General features: G+C 71.4%; 18 protein-coding genes. 1 reads left to right on the forward strand and 17 read right to left on the reverse strand.

Translation table 11 applies throughout. From position 1 onward, the window contains the following. The 9 genes from ACIRPK_RS15510 to ACIRPK_RS15550 form a co-directional block, all read right to left on the reverse strand. Window positions 1-1,020 carry a hypothetical protein gene (locus ACIRPK_RS15510; RefSeq protein ID WP_403038322.1) on the reverse strand — a complete coding sequence of 340 codons (1,020 nt, stop codon included), beginning with the start codon at window positions 1,018-1,020 and terminating at the stop codon, window positions 1-3. Window positions 1,021-1,187: 167 nt separating this feature from the next. Next, a complete protein-coding gene (locus ACIRPK_RS15515; protein ID WP_403038324.1) occupies window positions 1,188-3,026 on the reverse strand; it encodes a hypothetical protein in 1,839 nt (612 codons plus the stop codon). 90 nt (window positions 3,027-3,116) lie between these two features. Next, window positions 3,117-3,608, reverse strand: coding sequence for a hypothetical protein (locus ACIRPK_RS15520; protein ID WP_403038326.1), 492 nt, complete (start codon window positions 3,606-3,608; stop codon window positions 3,117-3,119). Between the two features lie 66 nt (window positions 3,609-3,674). After that, a complete protein-coding gene (locus ACIRPK_RS15525) occupies window positions 3,675-5,879 on the reverse strand; it encodes a WD40 repeat domain-containing protein (protein ID WP_403038329.1) in 2,205 nt (734 codons plus the stop codon). 77 nt (window positions 5,880-5,956) lie between these two features. Next, a complete protein-coding gene (locus ACIRPK_RS15530; RefSeq protein WP_403038332.1) occupies window positions 5,957-6,517 on the reverse strand; it encodes a GNAT family N-acetyltransferase in 561 nt (186 codons plus the stop codon). A 212-nt stretch (window positions 6,518-6,729) separates the two neighbouring features. Beyond that, window positions 6,730-7,185: a GNAT family N-acetyltransferase gene (locus ACIRPK_RS15535; protein WP_403038335.1), complete on the reverse strand. Its 456-nt coding sequence runs from the start codon at window positions 7,183-7,185 to the stop codon at window positions 6,730-6,732. Continuing rightward, window positions 7,185-8,123 carry an RluA family pseudouridine synthase gene (locus ACIRPK_RS15540; protein ID WP_403038338.1) on the reverse strand — a complete coding sequence of 313 codons (939 nt, stop codon included), beginning with the start codon at window positions 8,121-8,123 and terminating at the stop codon, window positions 7,185-7,187. The genes ACIRPK_RS15535 and ACIRPK_RS15540 overlap by 1 nt, the downstream gene beginning before the upstream one ends. A gap of 70 nt (window positions 8,124-8,193) precedes the next feature. Then, window positions 8,194-8,796 (reverse strand): signal peptidase II, encoded by a 603-nt coding sequence (gene lspA / locus ACIRPK_RS15545; protein WP_403038341.1) that lies wholly within the window; start codon window positions 8,794-8,796, stop codon window positions 8,194-8,196. Between the two features lie 151 nt (window positions 8,797-8,947). Next, complete coding sequence (locus ACIRPK_RS15550) at window positions 8,948-9,451, reverse strand: TraR/DksA family transcriptional regulator (protein ID WP_403038343.1); 504 nt, start codon at window positions 9,449-9,451, stop codon at window positions 8,948-8,950. Between the two features lie 579 nt (window positions 9,452-10,030). Between ACIRPK_RS15550 and ileS the strand changes: the two genes are divergently transcribed. Beyond that, window positions 10,031-13,159: an isoleucine--tRNA ligase gene (gene ileS, locus ACIRPK_RS15555; RefSeq protein ID WP_403038346.1), complete on the forward strand. Its 3,129-nt coding sequence runs from the start codon at window positions 10,031-10,033 to the stop codon at window positions 13,157-13,159. A 210-nt stretch (window positions 13,160-13,369) separates the two neighbouring features. On the opposite strand, the gene ACIRPK_RS15560 is transcribed toward ileS, so the two are convergent. The 8 genes from ACIRPK_RS15560 to ftsW all read right to left on the reverse strand — a co-directional run bounded on the left by ACIRPK_RS15560 (window position 13,370) and on the right by ftsW (window position 21,652). Further along, window positions 13,370-14,677 (reverse strand): DivIVA domain-containing protein, encoded by a 1,308-nt coding sequence (locus tag ACIRPK_RS15560; RefSeq protein WP_403038349.1) that lies wholly within the window; start codon window positions 14,675-14,677, stop codon window positions 13,370-13,372. 49 nt (window positions 14,678-14,726) lie between these two features. Further along, complete coding sequence (locus ACIRPK_RS15565; protein WP_057233071.1) at window positions 14,727-15,017, reverse strand: YggT family protein; 291 nt, start codon at window positions 15,015-15,017, stop codon at window positions 14,727-14,729. An 87-nt stretch (window positions 15,018-15,104) separates the two neighbouring features. Then, window positions 15,105-15,713, reverse strand: coding sequence for a cell division protein SepF (locus ACIRPK_RS15570; protein ID WP_057233070.1), 609 nt, complete (start codon window positions 15,711-15,713; stop codon window positions 15,105-15,107). Window positions 15,714-15,908: 195 nt separating this feature from the next. After that, window positions 15,909-16,643 (reverse strand): YggS family pyridoxal phosphate-dependent enzyme, encoded by a 735-nt coding sequence (locus ACIRPK_RS15575; RefSeq protein ID WP_403038695.1) that lies wholly within the window; start codon window positions 16,641-16,643, stop codon window positions 15,909-15,911. A 173-nt stretch (window positions 16,644-16,816) separates the two neighbouring features. After that, window positions 16,817-18,004 (reverse strand): cell division protein FtsZ, encoded by a 1,188-nt coding sequence (gene ftsZ, locus ACIRPK_RS15580; RefSeq protein ID WP_403038353.1) that lies wholly within the window; start codon window positions 18,002-18,004, stop codon window positions 16,817-16,819. Window positions 18,005-18,390: 386 nt separating this feature from the next. Then, on the reverse strand, window positions 18,391-19,173 hold the full coding sequence (locus ACIRPK_RS15585; protein ID WP_403038356.1) for a cell division protein FtsQ/DivIB: 783 nt from the start codon (window positions 19,171-19,173) through the stop codon (window positions 18,391-18,393). After that, complete coding sequence (murG, locus tag ACIRPK_RS15590; RefSeq protein WP_403038359.1) at window positions 19,166-20,272, reverse strand: undecaprenyldiphospho-muramoylpentapeptide beta-N-acetylglucosaminyltransferase; 1,107 nt, start codon at window positions 20,270-20,272, stop codon at window positions 19,166-19,168. The genes ACIRPK_RS15585 and murG overlap by 8 nt, the downstream gene beginning before the upstream one ends. A gap of 6 nt (window positions 20,273-20,278) precedes the next feature. Next, entirely contained in the window at window positions 20,279-21,652 is a 1,374-nt protein-coding gene (gene ftsW, locus ACIRPK_RS15595; RefSeq protein WP_403038362.1) for a putative lipid II flippase FtsW, read from the reverse strand. Between the last annotated feature and the right edge of the window lie 22 nt (window positions 21,653-21,674).

Consider the following 21,674-nt stretch of genomic DNA (forward strand, 5'->3'; position numbering starts at 1 on the left):
TCAGTGCCTTCCGTTGAGCTTGCCGTTGGCGATGTCCCGCAGCACCGTGTCCGGCTGACCTGTTCCGGGGGTCGGGAGTTCGGGCTTGCCGATCGCGCCGAGGCTGAAGTCCTCGGAGCTGTCGTAGCTGTCGCCCAGGCCCTTGAGGATCTTGCCGATCCGCTCGACGATCTCCGGGAGCAGCTTCAGACCGTCGAGGATGTCCCTCTCGTTGCCGAGGTAACCCGGCTCCCCGTCCTCGCCGTTGGCGAAGGTCTTGCCGTCGTCGTCGTTGCCCCAGGGCGCGTTGGCGCCCATGCCGTGCAGGTAGCCGCTCAGGCTGGTGTACGTCTCCTTGAGCTGGTCGGCCACACCCAGCACCGGTCCGGCGGCGGCCCGGTACTGGTCGGGGATGGCGACGAACCCGGCGCCCGCGCCGCCGCTCGGCGAACTGGCCGACCCGGCCTGCTTGGGGACCACCTTGTCGGCGCCGACCTTCAGCGCCGAGGTCACCCCGTCGCCCGAAGGGGCATCCATCTGCGTCGCGGGGATCGTCCCGTCGGAGCCGGACTTGGGCACCGCCGTCTCCAGGTCACGCGCAGGCACACCCGCCTGCATCGCGGGAAACGTCCGGTCGGAGCCGGACTTGGGCACCGCCGTCACCCCCTCCCCCGCAGGCACACCCACCTGCATGGCGGGGGTGGTCCCGTCCGGTGCGAAGCCCCCGACCCGCGTGGCGGGGAACGTCCCGTCGGGTGCCCCGGCCGCGCTCGACCGCGCCTCCGTCACCGTCCCGAACGGGTCCTGCGCCGCCATCGTGTGCATCTGCCGGGGCATCATCCGCTCGGCCGACTGCTCCACCGGGCTGAACAACGGCTCCGCCGCCTCCTGCACCGGCATCAACCGCTCCGAGGACCGCTCCACCGGCGTGAACAACGGCTCCGCCGCCTCCTGAACGGGCGTCAGCCGCTCGTACGACCGCTCGGCCGGGATCACGTCCTCCCCACCACCCCACAGCGGCGCGGCCTGAGGCTCCATCACAGCCCGGCGCAGCGGTGTCCCAACCTGTTCAACCGGCCGGAACTTCGGCTCTTCTTCCATGACGGTCCCTCATCAGGTCGGTGTGGTACGGGTGCTGGGCGAAAAAGGAAGGGCGGCGGAGGGCTGGAGGTCCTCCGCCGCCCGGTCTCAGGGAAACCGGATCCAGGTCACGGCCGGGGCGGGCCACCACCCTCGGCACCGCCACCGGCGGCGATCCGGGTCAACGCCGCACGCAGGAACGGGCTCGGCACGTCGTACCCGCCCTCCTGCCGGATCGGCGCCGGCTCCACGACGGGCGCCGGGGCCTCGGTGACCTGGCCCTCCTCGTCGGGACGCCCCCGCCGCTCGGCCACCGAACGCGCCCGGTCGAGGTACTCCTCCTCCGGCGCGGGAGCCGGCGGGGCGGTGGCCGTCCCTTCCGGGGCAGGCGTCCCACCGGTCGATGCGGCCGGGGCGTCGGCGGAGGTCACAGCTCCGCCCGCCGCCACCCCGGCCTCGGCCTCAGCCGGTTCGGCGCCCAGCAGCGCGCCGGCCAACTGGGCCATCAGATCGCCACTACCGCCCACCGCCGGCTGGGCCGCGGCAGCCGCCGCAGCCGCCGCGGCGGCCTCACTGGACGAGCCCCCACGAGCTTCATCCAGCCACTGACGCCGCATCCGTTCGAAATGCGGGTCACCGGCCTCATGGTCGACCTGTTCCCCGCCGACGACCCCACGGTCGCGGCGGCGCTTCTCCTTCTCCTCCTCCGAGCCCAGCCGGGTCGGCCGCAGGAAACGGTTGCCACCGGCACCGCCGGCGCCCTTGCCGCCACCCGCGCCACCGCCCATCGCACCCGCACCGGGCGCACCGGCCGTGCCACGACCCGCCCCGGCCCCCGCCGCCGCGCCGCCCGCCGTGCCACCGCGGGCACCACCGGCAGCGCCGCCACGAGCACCCGCACCGGCCCCGCCGGCCCCGGCCAGCCCGCCGCCGCGCCCGTAACTCCCGGCACCCGGCATGCCGCCGCCGAACGCACTGCCGCCGCCCACGCCACCACCGGCGCCGCCGCCCGCACCGCCGCCACCGGAACCCGCGTACGGCGTCAGCGTCGAGCCCTCGCCCAGCCCCTTGTACCCGGGGTGACCGGCCAGGTTCAGACCCGGCGGCTGCACCGCCGGCTTGAACAGCGGCTTCCCGTCCGGACCCAGACCGTTGCCACCGACGTACGGGTTCTTGATCGCCGGCGGCTTGTACGGCGCCACCTTCGGCGGCGTGTACGGCTTCGGCTTCGGACCACCGCCACCCCCGCCGGCACCGCCACCACCCGCACCGCCGCCACCGGCACCCGAACCGGCGCCGCCACCACCGGCACCGGCCCCGCCACCACCCGCACCGGGCGGCGGCGCCGAGTCGATACCCGTCGGCGGCGGCGTCGGCCCACCCGGCGGCGGCGTCTTCCCACCCGCCAGGTTGGCGATCTGCGTCGCCGCATCCGTCGCCGCACCGTGATCGGCACCGGCCTTCAGCATCGTGTCGACACTGCCGGTGACGTCCTTCACGTACGCGTGATACGCCTCCACCGCCGACTTCACACCCGCCGACTTGGCGATGTCCTCCTTCTTGCCCGCCGGGTTCTGCTCGATGTACTTCTTCGCGTACTCCAGCTGGTTGATCATCGTCGTCTTGGTGTCGGTGATCGCCGCCGCCGCACCCCGCAGATGCGCCTCGACCATCTTCCCGGCCGTCAGGATCGTCCCCGCGTGCGAACCCTCACCGACCCCGAACTTCTGCAGGTAACGCTCGTAACTCTCCGCCGCCTCACCGGACATGTGCTCACACGCCCGCTGGGCGTGCGCCCAGATCGTCCGGATCCGGATGTCGGCGACGTCGTTGAACGTCTTCCACGCCGCCGCCAGGTCGTTGATCCGCTCCTCGTTGCCGTCGGGGAACTGCACATCCCCGCCGTCCGCGTTGCTGTGCAAGGTCTTGAGCACGTCCGCGAGCTCAGGAGGCAGCTCTTTCTTCACCGTTGGTCACTCGTTTCCTGGTCGACGCTGTAGCACGGGGCGGTTGCACGGGACAGTTGCACAAAACGATCACGGAAGGCCCGGACGGCCTCAGGTCAGCAGCGGCCCGCGAGGACCCCGCGGCGGCGGCGCGGCCGACGGATCAGGCGTCCTGTGGTGGTTGTAGTCCAGGTTCGGACCCTTGGTCGGCGAGACGTACCCCGGCCCGGTGCCCGTCGACGGCGCGGGCGGCAGCGGGATGTCGATCTCGAGGTTCTTCAACGTGTCCGCGTGATCGGAGTCGGTGTCCCGGTGACCACCACTCATCATCTTCAGGTTCGCCGCCACCTTCGCGGTGTTGTCCAGGAACGCCTTGAAGCCCTTGAGGGTGTTCTCCTGCTGCTCCGCCAGCCCGATCACCGACGCGGTCTTCCCGCCCAGGGACTGGCCGACCAGGTCGGTCCCGTAGATCTCCTTGTTGATCGTCTTCACCAACGTGTCCAGCTTGATGAACGCCTCCTCGAGGTCGTCGTGCATCCGCTGGATCATCGTGGCGGAGGTCTCGACCTCCGCCAGGTCGATGCTGAACGAATCCGCTGCCATGTATCCCAACCCCCAAGCGACTTCCGAGAGAACCAACCGAAACGAACCGAAAACGAACCACGACGCTCAGAGCGTCAACGCACCACCGGGGCCCACCACGTACAGACCCGCCGCACCGAACGCGATCGCCAACGGGGTCCGGTCCAACGGCGCCTCGTTCACCAGCGCGCCGCTGGCCAGGTGCCAGAGCCGGAGCGTCGAACCGGCGTCGCCGGCCGCCACCAGCACCTCGCCGTCGAGGTCCTGGCAGATCAGCGAGCGGACCGCGGCGGTGCCGCCGGGCAGGTCGGCGACGGCCTGACCGCCGACCACGTCCCAGCCCAGCACCGAACCGTCCGCGCAGCCGGCCAGCACCACGGCCCGGCCGTCCAGGGCGCCGACGGCCAGCTTCTCGGCCGACTCCCGAAGGCCCGTCAGCACCGGTCCGGCCTGGCCGCCGTCGAGGTCCCAGAGCCGGACGGTACGGTCCCGGCCCGCGCTGGCCAGCACCCGACGCCCGCTCACCTCGCCGATCGCCAGCGCGGTCACGCCGTCCTGATGGGCCGCCAACTGCCGCAGCGGGACGCCGTCCCGGGCGTTCCTGATCCGGACCGTGCCGTCCGCGCCGCCGGAGACCAGGACGGCCGCCGTACCGGGCACCGGCTCGCCGAACAGCAGCTCGGTGACCGGGCCGGTGTGCGGTGTCGGCACCGAGAGTGCCACGCCGTCGCTGAGCCGGTGGCAGCGCACCGCGCCGGCCACCGTGCCGCAGACCAGCACCGGTTCGCCCACGACCGGCAGCACCGCCACCGAGCCGACCGGGCCGCCGTCGGAGTCCAGGACGTACAGCTCGGTCCTGGCCGCCGCGTCCCAGAGCCGGACTCGTCCGTCGCCGTAGCCGGCCACCAGCACCGGGCGTCCGTACAGGTCGCCGACCGCCAGCGCGTTGACCGGCACCGGGCCGGTGCCGTCCGCCCGCTCGGGCTCGTAGCTGCCCACCGGCCGGCCGCCCTTGGTCTCCCAGAGCCGGATCCGGCCGTGCTCGTCGCCGCTGGCCAGCAGCTCCTGGCCGCCGACCTTGACGGTGACCAGCGCGGTCAGCCAGCTGCCGCCGGCCGGACGCCCGCCGAGCGCCGTCTCCGCGTAGACGTCCCAGGTGCGCAGCGTGTTGTCGAGTGCGGCCGAGGCCAGCACCGGGCGGCCGTCCAGTTCGGTGAAGGTCAGGCCGGTGACGGTGGCCGAGTGGCCGGTGAAGAGCGCGACCTCGCGGCCGGTGGCCAGGTCCCAGAGCCGGATGTCCCGGTCCTGTCCGCCGGTGGCGAGCAGGGCCTGCTCGCCGAGCGGGAGCACCGCGAGCGCGGTGACCGGCTCGGAGTGGCCGACCAGCAGGTGGAGTCGGACCCCCGCGCCGGCGTCCCAGACCCGGACGGTGCCGTCCGGAGCGGCCGCCACCACCAGGTCGACCCCGGCGCACCGGGCGTGCAGGATCGCCCGGGCACCCTCGCCACCGAGATCCAGCAGGCCCAGGCCCTTGCCGTCCTCGGCCCGCCAGGCCCGGACCTCGCCGCGCCGGCCGCCGGAGAACACCAGCGGGACGCCCTGGACCAGCCCGGCGGCCACCACCTGTGCGCCCTCGCCGCCCGAAGTCCCGTGCACCAGCGTGCCGTCGGCGGCGTCCCAGACCTGCACCGCACCGTCGGCGGCGCCGACCGCGAACAGCTCCCGGCCGTCCACCACCCCGAGCGCGACCGCGCTCGGCAGCAGGCCGGCCTCGCCGTCGGAGCCGCCCAGCGAACCGCCGTCGGGCAGCCGGCCGAGGTCGAAGCCCTGGCCGCCCTCGGCCAGCGCATAGGCGGGCAGGCCGTCCACGGTGCCGATCGCGGCGGCCGGGAGCACCGCGTCGGCGGCTTCCTCTACGATCGCCGACTCGACCACGGCGAGCGGGAGTTGGCCGTACTCCAGCGGCTGGAGCAGTTGGACGGCGAGCGCCTCCAGCAGCCGGGCCACCGGCGGAACGGGGGTCTCGGTGCCGTCGGTCCAGCTCAGCTCACCGACCGTCAGCCGCCGGGCCTCCCGGTCCGCGACCGGCTGCTCGGCGGGGGCGCCGGGGGTGGCGCGCAGGGCGATCAGCAGTCGCTGCGGGACCGCCGGGTCCAGTCGGCCGTGCCGCACCGTGTCGCCCGCGGGCAGCTGCCGCGCGACCTGCAGCGAACCGTCCTCCTCGATCGTCAACTCCATCCGGCCGACGGCCAGTTGACGCGATCCTGCGGTGAAGCGAATGGTGCCCGACACAATGCCCCCAAAGAACGTCCGGGTCGGAGATCAGCAATCAGCGGAAGGGGCCCCCGCCAGTGGGGCCGGGTGAGTGGTCAGCAGAGCTCGCCGGGCACCACGGTGGCGTACACGGCGTCGTGCAGCGTCTGGGTGGAGGAGCTGCGGAAGAGCTGCGGGCGGAAGCCGGCCCGGCGGAAGCCGATGAAGGCTCCGACCACCTGGACGGGCATGTTGTCCGCCGCCGCGTAGGCGTCGATCCGCTCCAGCTCCAGCTGCTCGAAGCCGAACCGGCAGACCAGCCGGAGCGCACAGGAGGCCACCCGGAGACTGCGGGCGGCGGGCAGCAGCCAGACGGCGACCTCGGCTGCACCCTCCTCCGGCCGCAGGTCGGTGAGCTCGGCCCAGCCGACGGCGGGCCCGGGGCCGTCCAGCACCGCGAAGTACGCGGCCCGGTCGGCGGCCCACAGCGCGGGGGCGACCTCGGTGATCCAGCGCACCGCCGACTCCCGGTCCGGGTGCGCCAGGACGCCCTGCATGAACTCCCGCACCAGCGGGTCGCGCGAGCCGGCCAGCAGGGTGTCCGCGTCCTCGACGGTCGGACGGCGCAGCTCCACCCGACCGTCCAGCAGAGCCGGAACGGTGCCCGACGAACTCAACCGGCGCACCTGACCCCCAGCCCTCGTCGCGCGTGTGAGCCGTCATCGAAACATTTCAAACCTCCGCCGCTCAAGCCACGAGGGCCGCCTGCGGGGGTTCTGCGGAAACACTGCCCCTGCGTACACCGGAGAGGGAGCAGGAAGGGCAGAAAAAGGGACCGGGCGGCCCGAAGGCCGCCCGGTCCCGGTGTTCCGTCCGAGGTGTCGGTGCGTCAGAGCTTCCGCGTCATGGTCCGGTGCGGGATGCCGGCGTCGTCGTAGACCGGGCCCTCGGCGACGTAGCCGAGGCGCTCGTAGAAGCCCAGCGCCTGCACCTGCGCGTGCAGCTCCAGCTCGGTGCCGCCGTGCTCGCGCCCGGCCTGCTCCAGCGCCCGGACCAGCTCGGCGCCGAGGCCGGTGCCCCGGGCTGCCTTGCGGACCGCGAGCCGGCCGAGCAGCACCCGTCCGGCGACGCCGGTCTTCCCGAGCGCCTGGGCACCGTGGATCAGCCGGCCGGTGCCGACCGCCATGCCGTCCGCGAGGGCCAGCACGTGCACCGAGGTGGTGTCGTACTCGTCGTACTCCAGCTCCGCCGGGACGTTCTGCTCGATCACGAAGACCTCGTGCCGGATCAGCCGGACCAGCGCCAGGTCGACGTCCCCGGCGGCGATCCGCAGGTCGGCCGCCATCAGCTCTCCGAGGAGATGATGTCGAGCGCCCGGCGCAGGTCCTCGGGGTACTCGCTGTCGAACTGCACCCACTCGCCGTCGCCGGGGTGCTCGAAGCCGAGCGAGACCGCGTGCAGCCACTGCCGGGTCAGGCCGAGCCGCTTGGCCAGGGTCGGGTCGGCGCCGTAGGTGATGTCGCCGACGCAGGGGTGCCGCAGGGCCGACATGTGCACCCGGATCTGGTGGGTGCGGCCGGTCTCCAGCTTGATGTCGAGCAGCGAGGCGGCCCGGTAGGCCTCGATCAGGTCGTAGTGCGTGATCGAGTGCTTGCCGTCCTTGGTGACGGCCCACTTCCAGTCCGAGCTGGGGTGGCGGCCGATCGGCGCGTCCACGGTGCCGCTCATCGGGTCCGGGTGGCCCTGGACCAGGGTGTTGTACTTCTTCTCCACGATCCGGTCGTGGAACTGGCGCTTGAGGTCGGTGTACGCGCGCTCGGACTTGGCCACCACCATCAGACCGGAGGTGCCGACGTCCAGCCGGTGCACGACCCCCTGGCGCTCGGCCGCGCCGGAGGTGGAGATCCGGTAGCCCGCTGCGGCGAGGCCGCCGATCACGGTCGGGCCGGTCCAGCCGGGGCTGGGGTGGGCGGCGACGCCGACCGGCTTGTCGACCAGCACGATGTGCTCGTCGTCGTGGACGATCCGCATGCCCTCGACGTGCTCGGCGACCACCCGGAGGGGAGCGGCGGGGGCCGGGATCTCGACCTCCAGCCATGCGCCGGCCATGACGCGGTCCGACTTGCCGGCCGTCACGCCGTCGATGGTGACCTTCCCGTCGGCGGCCAGCTCGGCGGCCTTGGTCCGGGAGAAGCCGAACATCCGGGCCAGGGCGGCGTCGAGGCGCTCACCCTCCAGGCCGTCGGGAACGGGGAGGCTGCGGGTCTGCGCTGCGGTACTCACCCGTACGAGTATGCCGGACCCGGCGCCACCGCCGGACCGCACGGCCTGCGCGCCGGGCGCGGACCCGCCGCTACGCGCTCTTGTCCTCCTTGGTCACCTGGTGCACGGTGCCGTCCGGGTTGCTGCCCCGGAAGGACAGCAGGACGACCAGGATGCCGCCGCAGACGATGGCCGAGTCGGCCAGGTTGAAGACCGCGAAGTGCTGGACCGAGATGAAGTCCACCACGTGCCCGCGGAACACCTCGGGCGAGCGGAACAGCCGGTCGGTCAGGTTGCCCAGCGCGCCGCCGAGCAGCAGCCCGAGCGCGATCGCCCAGGGCAGGCTGTAGAGCTTGCGGGCGATCCGCCAGATCACCACGATCACCGAGGCGGCGATCGCGGTGAAGACCACCGTCATCGCCTGGCCCATCCCGAAGGCGGCCCCCGCGTTCCTGATCACCTGGAAGGTCATCACGTCGCCGACCACCTCGATCGGCTGGTGCCCCTCCAGCCGGGCCACCACCAGCAGCTTGCTGCCCAGGTCGATCAGGTAGGCGAGCAGCGCGACCCCGAGCAGCAGGGCGATCCGGCGCCGCCGCAGCGCCTCCCGGGCGGCCGACTCCGCCGCCGTGCGGGCCGGCTCGGCCGACCCGCCCGAAGGCACCTCGCCCGGAGACTCCTCGGACGTGCTCACCGCGTCCTCCGCGAGCTCGACGGATGCGGGCTGGACGGAGTCGTCCTGGGTCTGGGGAGAGCCTGGAGTGCTGATGATCCGCTCCGCTGCCGAGAGTGAACGAGTACTGGGGTCGAGCGTACGGTACCGCCCGACCCCCGTGGCCGACTCGTTACCTGCGCTCCTGCTTGGCCTTGCAGGTGACGCACAGGGTGGCCCGCGGGAAGGCCTGCAGCCTGGCCTTGCCGACCGCCTGCCCGCAGGACTCGCAGACCCCGAAGCCGACGCCCTCCAGCCGGGCCAGCGCCCGCTCGGTCTGGGCCAGGCTGTCCCGGGCGTTGTTGGCGAGCGCGAGCTCGCTCTCCCGGCTGATGTTCTTGGTGCCGGCGTCGACCTGGTCGTCGCCCGCGCCGTCGTTGGAGTCCCGCATCAGGCCGTTCAGCGCCAGCTCGGCGGCGGTGATCTCGCTGCGCAGCCGGTCGGCGTCGTCGTTCAGCTCCTGGTGCAGCTCGGCCACCTCGGCCGACGTCCAGGGCTCCTCGCCGGCGCGGACCGGCAGCTCCGCCGGGTCCACCGACTCGGCGCCGCGCGCCCCGCTCCCCGCCGGGGCATGCTTGCGGCTGGTCGCGGCCACCCGTCCGGTGCTGCTGCTGGTCTTCCGCCGTGTAGTACTCACGGTCCCCTCCCCTGAGTCGCCTGCCACGGCCTTCCGCGTCCGCTTGGTGGCGGTAGTGGCGGTAGCACCACTTGCCTTCTCAGCCATGGCTTCGACCTCATCTACGAACGAAACGAACCGCCGGTTCCCGGCGGCCTCCGGTGCCGGAACGATAATCCCCATCGAATCCACCCACAATGGGACATACCGATAAGGCCCTGGGTTCCCACCCGAGCAGCCGCCCGCCCGAGTGCTGACCGTGTTGTGCCCAGATCGTCATCCGCTAACCACGCGCGTGGGCGCGCACACGGAGTTGCCGGGGCCCGATACACTGAGCCCGCAAGGCGCTGATGGGACGAGTACCGACGTACGCAGCCAGGAGCGACCCGGGGATGGTGCGAGCCCGGGGGTGTGCGCGGCGGGAAGATCACCCGGAGCCACCGGAAGAACGGCCTGACGGCCCATTAGACCCGGTAGCAAGCCCAAACAAGAGGGCCGCAGTCCCCATCGCGGCCAAGGAGGGTGGTACCGCGGGACGGCCTGCCGTCTCGTCCCTCCGTCGGAACGCTGTCCACGCATCCGTCGGAGGTAGACCCCGCGATGACCACGTACAACTCCGTACCCGCCCAGGTGGACCTGCCGGTCCTGGAGCACCAGATCCTGTCCTTCTGGCAGGACAACAAGATCTTCCAGCGCAGCCTGGAGCAGTCCGAGGGCCGCCCCGAGTGGGTGTTCTACGAGGGCCCGCCGACCGCGAACGGCATGCCCGGCGCGCACCACATCGAGGCCCGGGTCTTCAAGGACGTCTTCCCGCGCTACCGGACCATGAAGGGCTACCACGTCGCCCGCAAGGCCGGCTGGGACTGCCACGGCCTGCCGGTCGAGCTGGCCGTCGAGAAGGAGCTCGGCTTCTCCGGCAAGCAGGACATCGAGAAGTACGGCATCGCCGAGTTCAACGCCAAGTGCCGCGACTCGGTGACCCGGCACACCGACGCGTTCACCGAGCTCACCACGCGGATGGGCTACTGGGTCGACCTCGACCAGGCCTACCGCACCATGGACCCGTCCTACATCGAGTCGGTCTGGTGGTCGCTCCAGCAGATCTTCGACAAGGGCCTGCTGGTCCAGGACCACCGGGTCGCCCCCTGGTGCCCGCGCTGCGGCACCGGCCTCTCGGACCACGAGCTGGCCCAGGGCTACGAGACCGTGGTCGACCCCTCGGTCTTCGTCCGCTTCCCGCTCACCTCGGGCCCGCTGGCCGGCCGGGCCGCGCTGCTGGTGTGGACCACCACCCCGTGGACGCTGGTCTCCAACACCGCCGCCGCCGTGCACCCGGACGTCACCTACGTGGTCGCCACCGACGGCACCGAGCAGCTGGTGGTGGCCGAGCCGCTGCTGGCCAAGGCGCTCGGCGAGGGCTGGGAGGCCACCGGCGAGTCGTTCACCGGTGCCGAGATGGAGCGCTGGGCCTACCGGCGCCCGTTCGACCTGGTGGAGATCCCGGACGCGCACTACGTCCTGAACGCCGAGTACGTCACCACCGAGGACGGCACCGGCATCGTCCACCAGTCCCCCGCCTTCGGCGCGGACGACCTCGCCACCTGCCGCAGGTACGGCCTGCCGGTGGTCAACCCGGTCGAGGCGGACGGCACCTTCGCGGCCGACGTCCCGCTGGTCGGCGGGCAGTTCTTCAAGAAGGCCGACGAGGCGCTGGTGGCCGACCTGGCGGCCCGTGACCTGCTGTTCCGTCACCTCCCGTACGAGCACAGCTACCCGCACTGCTGGCGCTGCCACACCGCGCTGCTCTACTACGCGCAGCCGTCCTGGTACATCCGCACCACCGCCGTCAAGGACGCGCTGATCCGGGAGAACGAGGCCACCAACTGGTTCCCCGAGAACGTCAAGCACGGCCGCTTCGGCGACTGGCTGAACAACAACATCGACTGGGCGCTGTCCCGGAACCGCTACTGGGGCACCCCGCTGCCGATCTGGCGCTGCGAGGACGACCACCTCACCTGCGTCGGCTCGCTGGCCCAGCTCTCCGAGCTGACCGGCACCGACCAGAGCGCGCTGGACCCGCACCGCCCGTTCATCGACGACGTCACCTTCGCCTGCCCGACCTGCTCGGCCACCGCGACCCGGGTGCCCGAGGTGATCGACGCCTGGTACGACTCGGGCTCGATGCCGTTCGCGCAGTACGGATACCCGTACCAGAACAAGGAGCTGTTCGAGAGCCGGTACCCGGCCCAGTTCATCTCCGAGGCGATCGACCAGACCCGCGGCTGGTTCTACACGCTGATGGCGGTCGGCACCCTGGTGTTCGACAGGAACTCCTACGAGAACGTGGTCTGCCTGGGCCACATCCTGGCCGAGGACGGCCGGAAGATGTCCAAGCACCTGGGCAACACCCTCGACCCGATCCCGCTGATGGACCAGCACGGCGCAGACGCGGTGCGCTGGTTCATGGCCGCGAGCGGCTCGCCCTGGTCGGCCCGCCGGGTCGGGCACGGGGCGATCCAGGAGGTGGTCCGCAAGACGCTGCTGACCTACTGGAACACGGTGGCCTTCCAGGCCCTGTACGCCCGCACCGCCGACTGGTCCCCGTCCGCCTCGGACCCGGCCCCGGCCGACCGCCCGCAGCTGGACAAGTGGGTGCTCTCCGAGCTGAACACCCTGGTCCGGGACGTGGACGCGGCGCTGGAGGCGTACGACACCCACCGGGCCGGCAAGCTGCTCTCCGGCTTCGTCGACGACCTCTCCAACTGGTACGTCCGGCGCGGGCGCCGCCGCTTCTGGCAGGGCGACGCGGCCGCACTGGCCACCCTGCACGAGGCCCTGGAGACGGTGACCCGGCTGATGGCCCCGCTCACCCCGTTCATCAGCGAGCGGGTCTGGCAGGACCTGGTGGTCCCGGTGGTCCCGGACGCGCCGGTCTCGGTGCACCTGGCCGGCTGGCCGGTCGCCGACGAGGCGCTGATCGACACCGAGCTGTCCCGGAACATGGCGCTGGTCAGGCGCCTGGTCGAGCTCGGCCGGGCGACCCGGGCCGAGTCGGGTGTGAAGACCCGTCAGCCGCTGTCCCGGGCCCTGATCGCGGCCCAGGGCTGGGACGAACTGCCCGCCGACCTGCGGGCGCAGATCGCCGAGGAGCTGAACGTCTCGGTGCTCGAGTCGCTGGCGGAGGTCGGCGGTTCGCTGGTCGACACCTCGGCCAAGGCGAACTTCCGGGCGCTCGGCAAGCGCTTCGGCAAGGGCGTGCAGGACGTCGCCAAGGTGGTCGCCGCCGCGGACGCCGCCGCGCTGGCCGCCTCGCTGCGGGCCTCCGGCACCGCAGCGGTCGAGCTGAACGGCGAGACCGTGGAGCTCACCCCGGACGAGGTGATCATCACCGAGACCCCGCGCGAGGGCTGGGCGGTCGCCAACGAGGCCGGCGCCACCGTGGCGCTGGACCTGCACATCACCCCGGAGCTTAAGCGGCTCGGCATCGCCCGGGACGCCATCCGGCAGATCCAGGAGGCCCGGAAGAACTCCGGCCTCGACGTCGCCGACCGGATCGTGCTGCGGTGGCGGGCCGCGAACGAGGAGACCGCCGAGGCGATCGCCGAGCACGGCCAGCTGGTCGCTGACGAGGTGCTCGCCACCGACTTCCTCGCGGGCGCGGCGGAGTGGACCTCGGAGACCTTCACCGACGAGGGCCTGGGCCTGAGCTTCCAGCTCCGCAAGGCATAACGAGAGCCCCGTCAGGGGCTCGGGGAACGGCGACGGTTCGTGGTCGGCGGGTATCACTGCAAAGGTGCCTGACCAGCCACGGACCGATCCACCCTCCATGAGGCTGGCGTCGCAGTTCCCCGAGCCCCTGGTGGTGCAGCCCTGCGCAGACAACGAGGGCGCCCCCGCGGTGACGGATCGTCACGGCGGGGGCGCCCTCGAAGGTGCTGCTTAGTTGTCGCCGTCCTCGTCGATCAGGAAGCCGCGCATCGGAGCGGGCGCCTGCTGCATCGGCTGCGGAGGCTGCGGCCGGACGGCCGCCATCGGCTGGGTCATCCCGGCGGGGGCCATCTGGGCGGCGCCGCTGGGGGCACCGTTCGGCTGGCCGCCGAAGGAGGGCTGACCGTTGCCGCCGCCGAAGGAGGACTGGCCGCCGAAGGACGGCTGACCGTTGCCGCCACCGAAGGAGGACTGGCCACCGAAGGACGGCTGACCGCTCATCGCCGAGGCACCGGCCGGCGGCAGCGAGGCGGTGGCCGGGATCCGCGGCGGGGCGAGCGAGTCGTCCGCCTGCGACTCCAGCTGGCGCAGCTGGGTCTCCAGGTAGGACTTCAGGCGGGTCCGGTACTCGCGCTCGAAGGCGCGCAGGTCCTCGACCTTGCGCTCCAGGGTGGCGCGGGCGGACTCCAGCGAGCCCATCGCGACCCGGTGCTTCTCCTGCGCGTCCCGCTCCAGGGCGTCCGCCTTGGCACGGGCGTCCCGCTCCAGGCCCTCGGCCCGGCTGCGCGCCTCGCCGACGATCTTGTTGGCCTCGGAACGGGCCTCGGAGATCGCCTGGTCGGCGGTCTGCTGGGCGAGCGCGAGCACCCGGGCGGCACTGTCGCCACCGGGGCTCTGCTGCTGCATCGGGGCACCCATCGGGCCGCCGAGCTGCTGGCCCATCGGGCCGCCCATCGGCTGCAGCTGCTGGCCGCCCATGGTCTGGCCCATCTGCTGCTGACCCATCGGCTGCAGCATCTGGCCGCCCATCGGCTGCACCAGCTGCTGCTGGCCGCCCATGGTCTGGCCCATCTGCTGCTGACCCATCGGCTGCTGCATCTGCTGCTGCTGGCCCATCGGCTGCATCTGCTGCTGGTTGGGCTGGCCCATCGGGCCGCCCTGACCGGACGGCAGCTGCGGCGCACCGGAGGGCAGGCCCAGCGGCTGGTTGCCCATCTGCTGCATCTGCTGCTGCTGGCCGGGGCCCTGCTGCATCTGACCCTGGCCGGGAACCGGCGGGCCGGATATGGCGGCGGGGACCGGAGCTCCCTGGCGGCCGTCCTGCGGCTGCTGCTCCTTGCGCATGTTGGCCTGGTTCTGCGCGGCGGCACGAGTGGCCGCGGCGAGCTTGGCCCGCAGGTCCTCGTTCTCGCGGAGCAGTCGGGTCAGCTCGGCCTCGACCTCGTCGAGGAAGGCATCGACCTCGTCCTCGTCATAGCCTTCACGCAGCCGGACGGTCGTGAACTGCTTGTTCCGAACGTCCTCGGGGGACAGTGACATCTCTTCACCTCAACGTGATCGTCGGCACACCGGCATCCTGTCGCAGCGCTCAAGACGGCAGAGTCAGCACGAGCGATCTCAGGACAAACACAATGATCATCAGTACGAAGAAGGACAGGTCGAGCGCCACGCCCCCGAAACGCAACGGCGGGATGAATCGCCGAAGAAGCTTGAGCGGCGGATCGGTGACAGTGTACGTGGCCTCCAGGACCACGACCATGGCCTTCCCAGGACGCCACGAGCGGGCGAACTGGAAGACCCAGTCCATGACAAGACGGAAGAGCAGGACCAACAGGAAAGCACTCAGCGCGTAGAAGAGCACTCCCCGCACGATCCCCATCGCGTCTCCCTGTTCAAATCCGGCATTCCGGACGATCCGTCAGTCACGTACCACTGCCACGAGATCCACCGAGAAGTCGTGGTCGGGTCAGCTCTGGTTGAAGAACCCACCCTCGGCGATCCGAGCCTTGTCCTCCGCCGTTACATCGACGTTAGCAGGAGACAGCAGGAACACCTTCTGTGTCACTCGCTCGATACTGCCGTGCAGACCGAAGACGAGTCCAGCGGCGAAGTCTACGAGCCGCTTCGCATCCGTGTCGTCCATCTCGGTCAAATTCATGATCACCGGGGTGCCGCCACGGAACTGTTCCCCGATGGTACGGGCCTCGTTGTAGGTCCTCGGGTGCAGCGTGGTGATGCGGTACGGCTCTCGTTCGTTGACGACCTTGGGCATGATCACCGGGGTGCTCTTCTCCAGGTTTTGGCGGCGGTCGGGTGTGATGGACGACACGGGGGCCATCCGCGGCTGCTCCTGCCGGATCGGCACGGCGGCCGGGACGGGCTGAGGCGCGATGTGCGCGACCGGCGCCGGAGCGGCGGGTGCCGCGGCGGGGCGCTCCAGGCCCTCGGTCCGTCCGGTTCGGATCGGCTCGGGGTCCGTGTCGTAGTCGTCGTCGGGGTCGTAACCCTGGCCGTCGTACGTCTCGTCCTCCACGAGGCCGAGGTAGACCGCCATCTTGCGCATTGCGCCGGCCATGCTCCTGTCTCCTCCGCTCTGTGGTGGATCGTCACCGGCGGCCTTCGCCTGCGGGATTCCGCACACCACCCGACGCTCCGTCATAGAGTGGGAGTGGCTGCGGGTTTGCGATCGATCCACGGTTCACTAGCGCTGTAGCCAGCTGCTAGGTTCTGTCCTGTTTTGTCCTGCAGTCTGATCTACTACCCGGTGACGTTACCGGAGCGTCGACCGCACTCCGAGCACCGCCGTACCGACGCGCAGATGTGTCGCTCCGGCGGCCACCGCCTGCTCCAGGTCACCGCTCATGCCCGCAGAGACCATCGTGGCAGCAGGATGGCTCGACCGTAGGGCAGTTGCGATTTCCGCCAGTCGCTCGAAGGCCCTCGCCGGGTCGCCCGCCAGCGGGCCGGCCAGCGGAGCGACGGTCATCACACCGGACAGTCGCAGCCCGGGCGTGTCGGCGATCGCGTCGGCCAGTTCGGCGACCTCGCCGGGGCTCGCCCCGGCCCGGCCCTCGCCCTGGCCGGCCTCCTTGTCCAGGGCCACCTGGACCAGGCAACCCAGCGGCGGGCGCTCCGCGTTGGCCACCGCGGCAGCCAGCGAGGTCACCAGCCGCAGCCGGTCCACCGAGTGCACGTGGTTGGCGTACCGGACCACCGAGCGGACCTTGTTGGTCTGCAGTTGGCCAACGAAGTGCCAGTCCAGCGGCAGTTCGCGGCAGAGTTCGGCCTTCGGCGCCGCGTCCTGGTCGCGGTTCTCCGCCACGTCGGTGACGCCCAGCGCGGCCAGCAGGGCGGTGTCCTCGGCCGGGTAGGTCTTGGTGACCACCACCAGCCTGACCTCGCTCCTGGCCCGTCCGGCCGCCGCGCAGGCGTCCGCGATCCGGCGCTCCACCACGTCGAGGTTGGCGCCCAGCTCCTCGTACCTGGCCCGCTGACCCTCGGTCAGCCCGGCCAGGAACTCCGGGCCACCCGGCTCCGGTCCGTACACGTCAGTCACAGTCGCCCCATACACGGCTCGCCCCCGAGAAACACAGCTGATGATCGCACCCCGGACCGCACGATGCCCACCGTGTGTTCCCCGTCCGGGACGGGGGCACGGTGGGCATCGGTGCCGTCGGGTTACTTCAGGAAGTCCGGCACGTCGAGCTCCTCGGCCGGGTTCTCCAGCAGCGGCTGCCGGGCGGGCTGCACCTGCGGGGGAACCGGCGGAGCCGTGGTGGTGGTGCCCTGCTCGTCCTTCGGACGGTCCGTCACCGAACCGATGCCGCTGTAGGACGGGCGGCCCGCCGGGCGCTCCGGGGTCGAGGCACCGGTGGCCGGGGTGGACTTGACCACCGGGTCGCGGACGATCGCGGGCGGCTGACCGCCGTCGAACCCGGCCGCGATCACGGTGACCCGGACCTCGTCGCCGAGCGCGTCGTCGATCACCGCGCCGAAGATGATGTTCGCCTCGGGGTGCGCCGCCTCGCTGACCAGCTGGGCCGACTCGTTGATCTCGAACAGACCGAGGTCGGAGCCGCCGGAGATGGAGAGCAGCACGCCGCGGGCGCCGTCGATGGACGCCTCCAGCAGCGGGGAGGAGATGGCCATGATGGCCGCCGCCTTGGCCCGGTCCTCGCCGCGCGCGGAGCCGATCCCCATCAGGGCCGAACCGGCGTCCGACATGACCGACTTGACGTCGGCGAAGTCGAGGTTGATCAGACCGGGGGTGGTGATCAGATCGGTGATGCCCTGCACGCCGGAGAGCAGCACCTGGTCGGCCGAGCGGAACGCGTCCAGCACGCTGACCTGACGGTCGGAGATGGAGAGCAGCCGGTCGTTCGGGATCACGATGAGGGTGTCGACCTCCTCGCGCAGGCCGGCGATGCCGTCCTCGGCCTGGTTCGCCCGGCGGCGGCCCTCGAAGGTGAACGGCCGGGTCACCACACCGATGGTGAGCGCGCCGAGCGAGCGGGCGATGTTCGCCACCACGGGGGCGCCACCGGTGCCGGTGCCGCCGCCCTCGCCGGCCGTCACGAAGACCATGTCGGCCCCCTTGAGGACCTCCTCGATCTCCTCGCGGTGGTCCTCGGCGGCCTTCCGGCCGACCTCGGGGTTGGCCCCGGCGCCGAGGCCCCGGGTGAGTTCACGGCCCACGTCGAGCTTGACGTCGGCGTCGCTCATCAGGAGGGCCTGCGCATCGGTGTTGATCGCGATGAACTCGACGCCCTTGAGACCGACCTCGATCATCCGGTTGATGGCGTTCACACCACCGCCGCCGATACCGACGACCTTGATGACTGCGAGGTAGTTCTGCGGTGCTGCCACGTCGAAGGCCTCTCGCCTCGAGATTCCGGGTCGGCTTCTCCTGTTTGTGAGGGCCGACGGATGTCGATGGGTGGGGAGCCCGGGTATTTCCTGACTGTATGTCCGAAATTCCGACCACCGACCCGAACCCTAAACTTGACCTTTAGGGTTGTGGCTGTGCCTGCGTCACATCACCGTGGGACACAGCCTGGTGACACAGGACACTAGGTGGCAACTCATCTGCGTTCAACGAACACGCCGAGCTTCCCGTTTTTCTTTTGAGCCTATGTGATCATCCATCACCTGGTGAAACCGGGGTGACCACCAAGAGTCGGGGCGGAGCCGCTGCTCCGTCAACACCGCCCTCGGGAAGAGAACTTACCGGATCTTCCCGACACGCCGGGCCATCATCCGCCGATACCGGGCGCATCGGGCGCGCTCACGTCGTAGATCTTCGACTTCCGCGGCAGCAGCGCGGCCAGCACCAGCGCCTTGCGCGGAGTCCGCTCCGCACTCCCCCAGCGCACCACCGCACCGTCGGCGAGCTGCAGTTGGATGTCGTCGTAACTGTGCACCACGACCGCGCCGGCCAGCTTGGCCACCTCCGGCGGCAGCCCCGCCGCCACCGTCACGGCGGCCCGCACCAGCTCCGGCTTGCCGAACACCGCCAGTGCGTCGTTCGCCTGCTGACTGAGTGCCAGCTCCACCACCGGGACCCCGGCCGGCGGGGTGTCCTCGGTGGCGAACCCGAAGCCGGTCGAATCCACCTGGGTGAACTTCCCGTCCTCGGTCTTGACGGCCGCCACCGCGCGCCGCTCCACCACCTTGATCCGCAGGGTGTGCGGCCAGCCCCGCCAGACCTCGACCTTGGCCACCCGGGGCAGCGCGGCCACCCGGCGCTCGGCCTCGGCCAGGTCGACCCGGGCCAGCGGGCCGTGCTGCCCGCCGCCCAGCACCTCGCGGACCTGGTGGGCCGTCAACTTGTCACCGGTCAGCCCCTGCACGGCGACCACCCGGACGTCCAGCACCGAGGAGAAGAACACCAGCCAGCCGAGCGCGCCCAGGAACAGTGCCCCGAGCGCGCTCAGCACCACGATCCCCCGCCGGGAGAGGCGGAGCCGGGGAGCGAACCGCTCCTCGGCCTCCTCCTCGTCCTCCAGGGGATCGTCGAGGACCGGCGTCTCAGCCACGGCGGCGACCACCTCTGGCCGCCTCGATCGCCTCGTACACCATCCCGACCAGCAGGTCGTCGGCGTCCCGGCGGCCGAACTCGGCGGCGGCCCGGCTCATGTCCCAGAGCTTCTGCGGGTTGGTGAGCACCGGCAGGACGTTCTGCAGCACCCAGTCCGTGGTCAGCTCGGCGTCGTCGACCAGCAGGCCACCGCCCGCCTTGACCATCGGCTGGGCGTTCAGCCGCTGCTCGCCGTTGCCGATCGGCAGCGGCACGAAGGCGGCCGGCAGGCCGACCGCGGCCAGCTCGGCCACCGTCATGGCGCCGGCCCGGCAGAGCATCAGGTCGGCGGCGGCGTACGCGAGGTCCATCCGGTCCACGTACGGCACCGCGCGGTACGGCGGCATGCCGGGGATGTCGTCGATCACCGGCAGCTCGTTCTTCGGCCCGACCGCGTGCAGGATCTGCACGCCGTACTGCTGGAGCCGGGGCGCGATGGCCTGCACGACCTCGTTCAGCCGGCGGGCGCCCTGCGAACCGCCGGAGACCAGCAGGGTGGGCAGCCGCTGGTCGAGCCCGAAGTAGTGCCGGGCCTCCGGGCGGACCGCGTTCCGGTCCAGGGTGGCGATGGTCCGGCGCAGCGGGATGCCGATGTACCGGGAGTCGCGCAGCTTGGAGTCGGGCGTGGAGACCGCGACGAAGTCGCTGTACCGGGCACCGATCTTGTTGGCCAGACCGGGCCGGGCGTTCGCCTCGTGCACCACGATCGGCACCCCGGCGCGCTTGGCCGCCAGGTAGGCGGGCATCGCGACGTAGCCGCCGAAGCCGACCACCGCGTCCGCCTTGACCCGCTCGATGATCTCCTGGGCGGCCCGGACGGTGCCGCGCAGCCGGCCCGGCACCGTGATCAGCTCCGGGGTGGGCTTGCGCGGCAGCGGTACGGCCGGGATCAGCTCCAGCTGGTAGCCGCGCTCGGGCACCAGCCGGGTCTCCAGACCCCGCTCGGTACCGAGGGCGGTGATCCCGATCGACGGGTCGTGCCTGCGGAGCGCGTCCGCGAGCGCCATGGCCGGCTCGATGTGCCCGGCGGTTCCGCCGCCTGCGAGTACGACATGCACCGAAATTCACCGCTCCCTGCGCTTCGGCTTCGCAGCCTGGCGCGCTGTGGTTCGTCGTGGCAGCACCCGGGTCAGGACAGATCCGAACCGGCTGTTGGCCCATCTTTTCAGTCGTAGGGGCCGGGCGGCCAGAGCCGCCTTCGCCCCCGGTGAGCTGCGTGCGAAGCACAGCAGCACCCCGACGGCGGACATGGCCGACAGCATCGCCGACCCCCCGTAGGAGAACAGCGGGAGCGGGACGCCCGCGATCGGCAGAAGTCCCAGCGCCGACCCCAGGTTGACCATGGCCTGCGCCATGATCCAGGTGGTGGCTGCCCCCGCGGCGTACCTGACGAAGGGGTCCTTCGTACTGCCGGCCACACGGATACCCGCGTAGCCTAGTGCCGCGAAGAGGCCGAGCACCGACAGCGTCCCCACCAGACCGAGTTCCTCGCCCAGTGCGGCGAAGATGAAGTCGGTGTGCGCCTCCGGAAGTTGGCCCCACTTCTCGACGCCCGCGCCGAGGCCGGAGCCGAACGGGCCGCCCGCCGCGAAGGCGTAGAGGCCGTGCAGGGCCTGGTAGCAGTTGACGTTCGGGTCCGATTTGGTGACGCCGATGCAGGCCAGCCGGTCCAGCCGGTGCGGCACCGTGATGATCAGCGCCGTGCAGGCCACCACCGCGATGCCCAGGGTGGCGGCGAACAGCCGGAGCGGGGCGCCGACCAGCCAGAGCAGGCCGAACAGCATCGCGACCAGGATCATCGTGGTGCCCATGTCGCCACCGATCATGATCAGCAGGACCAGCAGCAGGGTGCCGGGCACCAGCGGCACCAGCAGGTGCTTCCACTGGTCCAGGGTCCTGGTCCGCTGCTTCCTGGCCAGCAGGTCGGACGCCCAGAACACCAGCGCCAGCTTGGCGAACTCGGAGGGCTGGATCTGGAACGACCCCAGGTCCAGCCAGTTCTGGTTGCCGCCGACGTTGGTGCCGATGCCGGGGATGGCGACCAGCACCAGGGCGCCCAGCACCCCGAACAGCACCGGGTAGACCATCGCGCGCATCAGCTTCAGCGGCGTCCGGGCGAACACCACCATCAGCCCGAGCCCGAGCAGCACGGCGATCAGCTGCTTGCGGAAGAAGAAGGTCATCGGCAGGTCCCAGCGCTTGGCCAGGATCTGCGAGGAGGAGAACACCATGCCGAGGCCCAGCACCAGCAGCAGCAGCACCGAGCCCAGGATCAGGTAGTAGGGCGTCAGCGGACGGTCCAGCAGGTACCGGACCCTGGCCCGGAACGCCCGCAGCCGGGTGACCGGGTCGGCCGCCTTGAAGGTGGCGGTACTCGCCGAGATCACCTGGAACTTGGAGGAGCTGCGCTCCGGCCCAGCCGTTCCCTGACCGGCCATCACACAGCTCCCCCGTAGTCGT

The sequence above is a fragment of the Kitasatospora sp. NPDC101801 genome, from assembly GCF_044766665.1.
In the GTDB taxonomy this organism is placed as follows: Bacteria; Actinomycetota; Actinomycetes; order Streptomycetales; family Streptomycetaceae; genus Kitasatospora.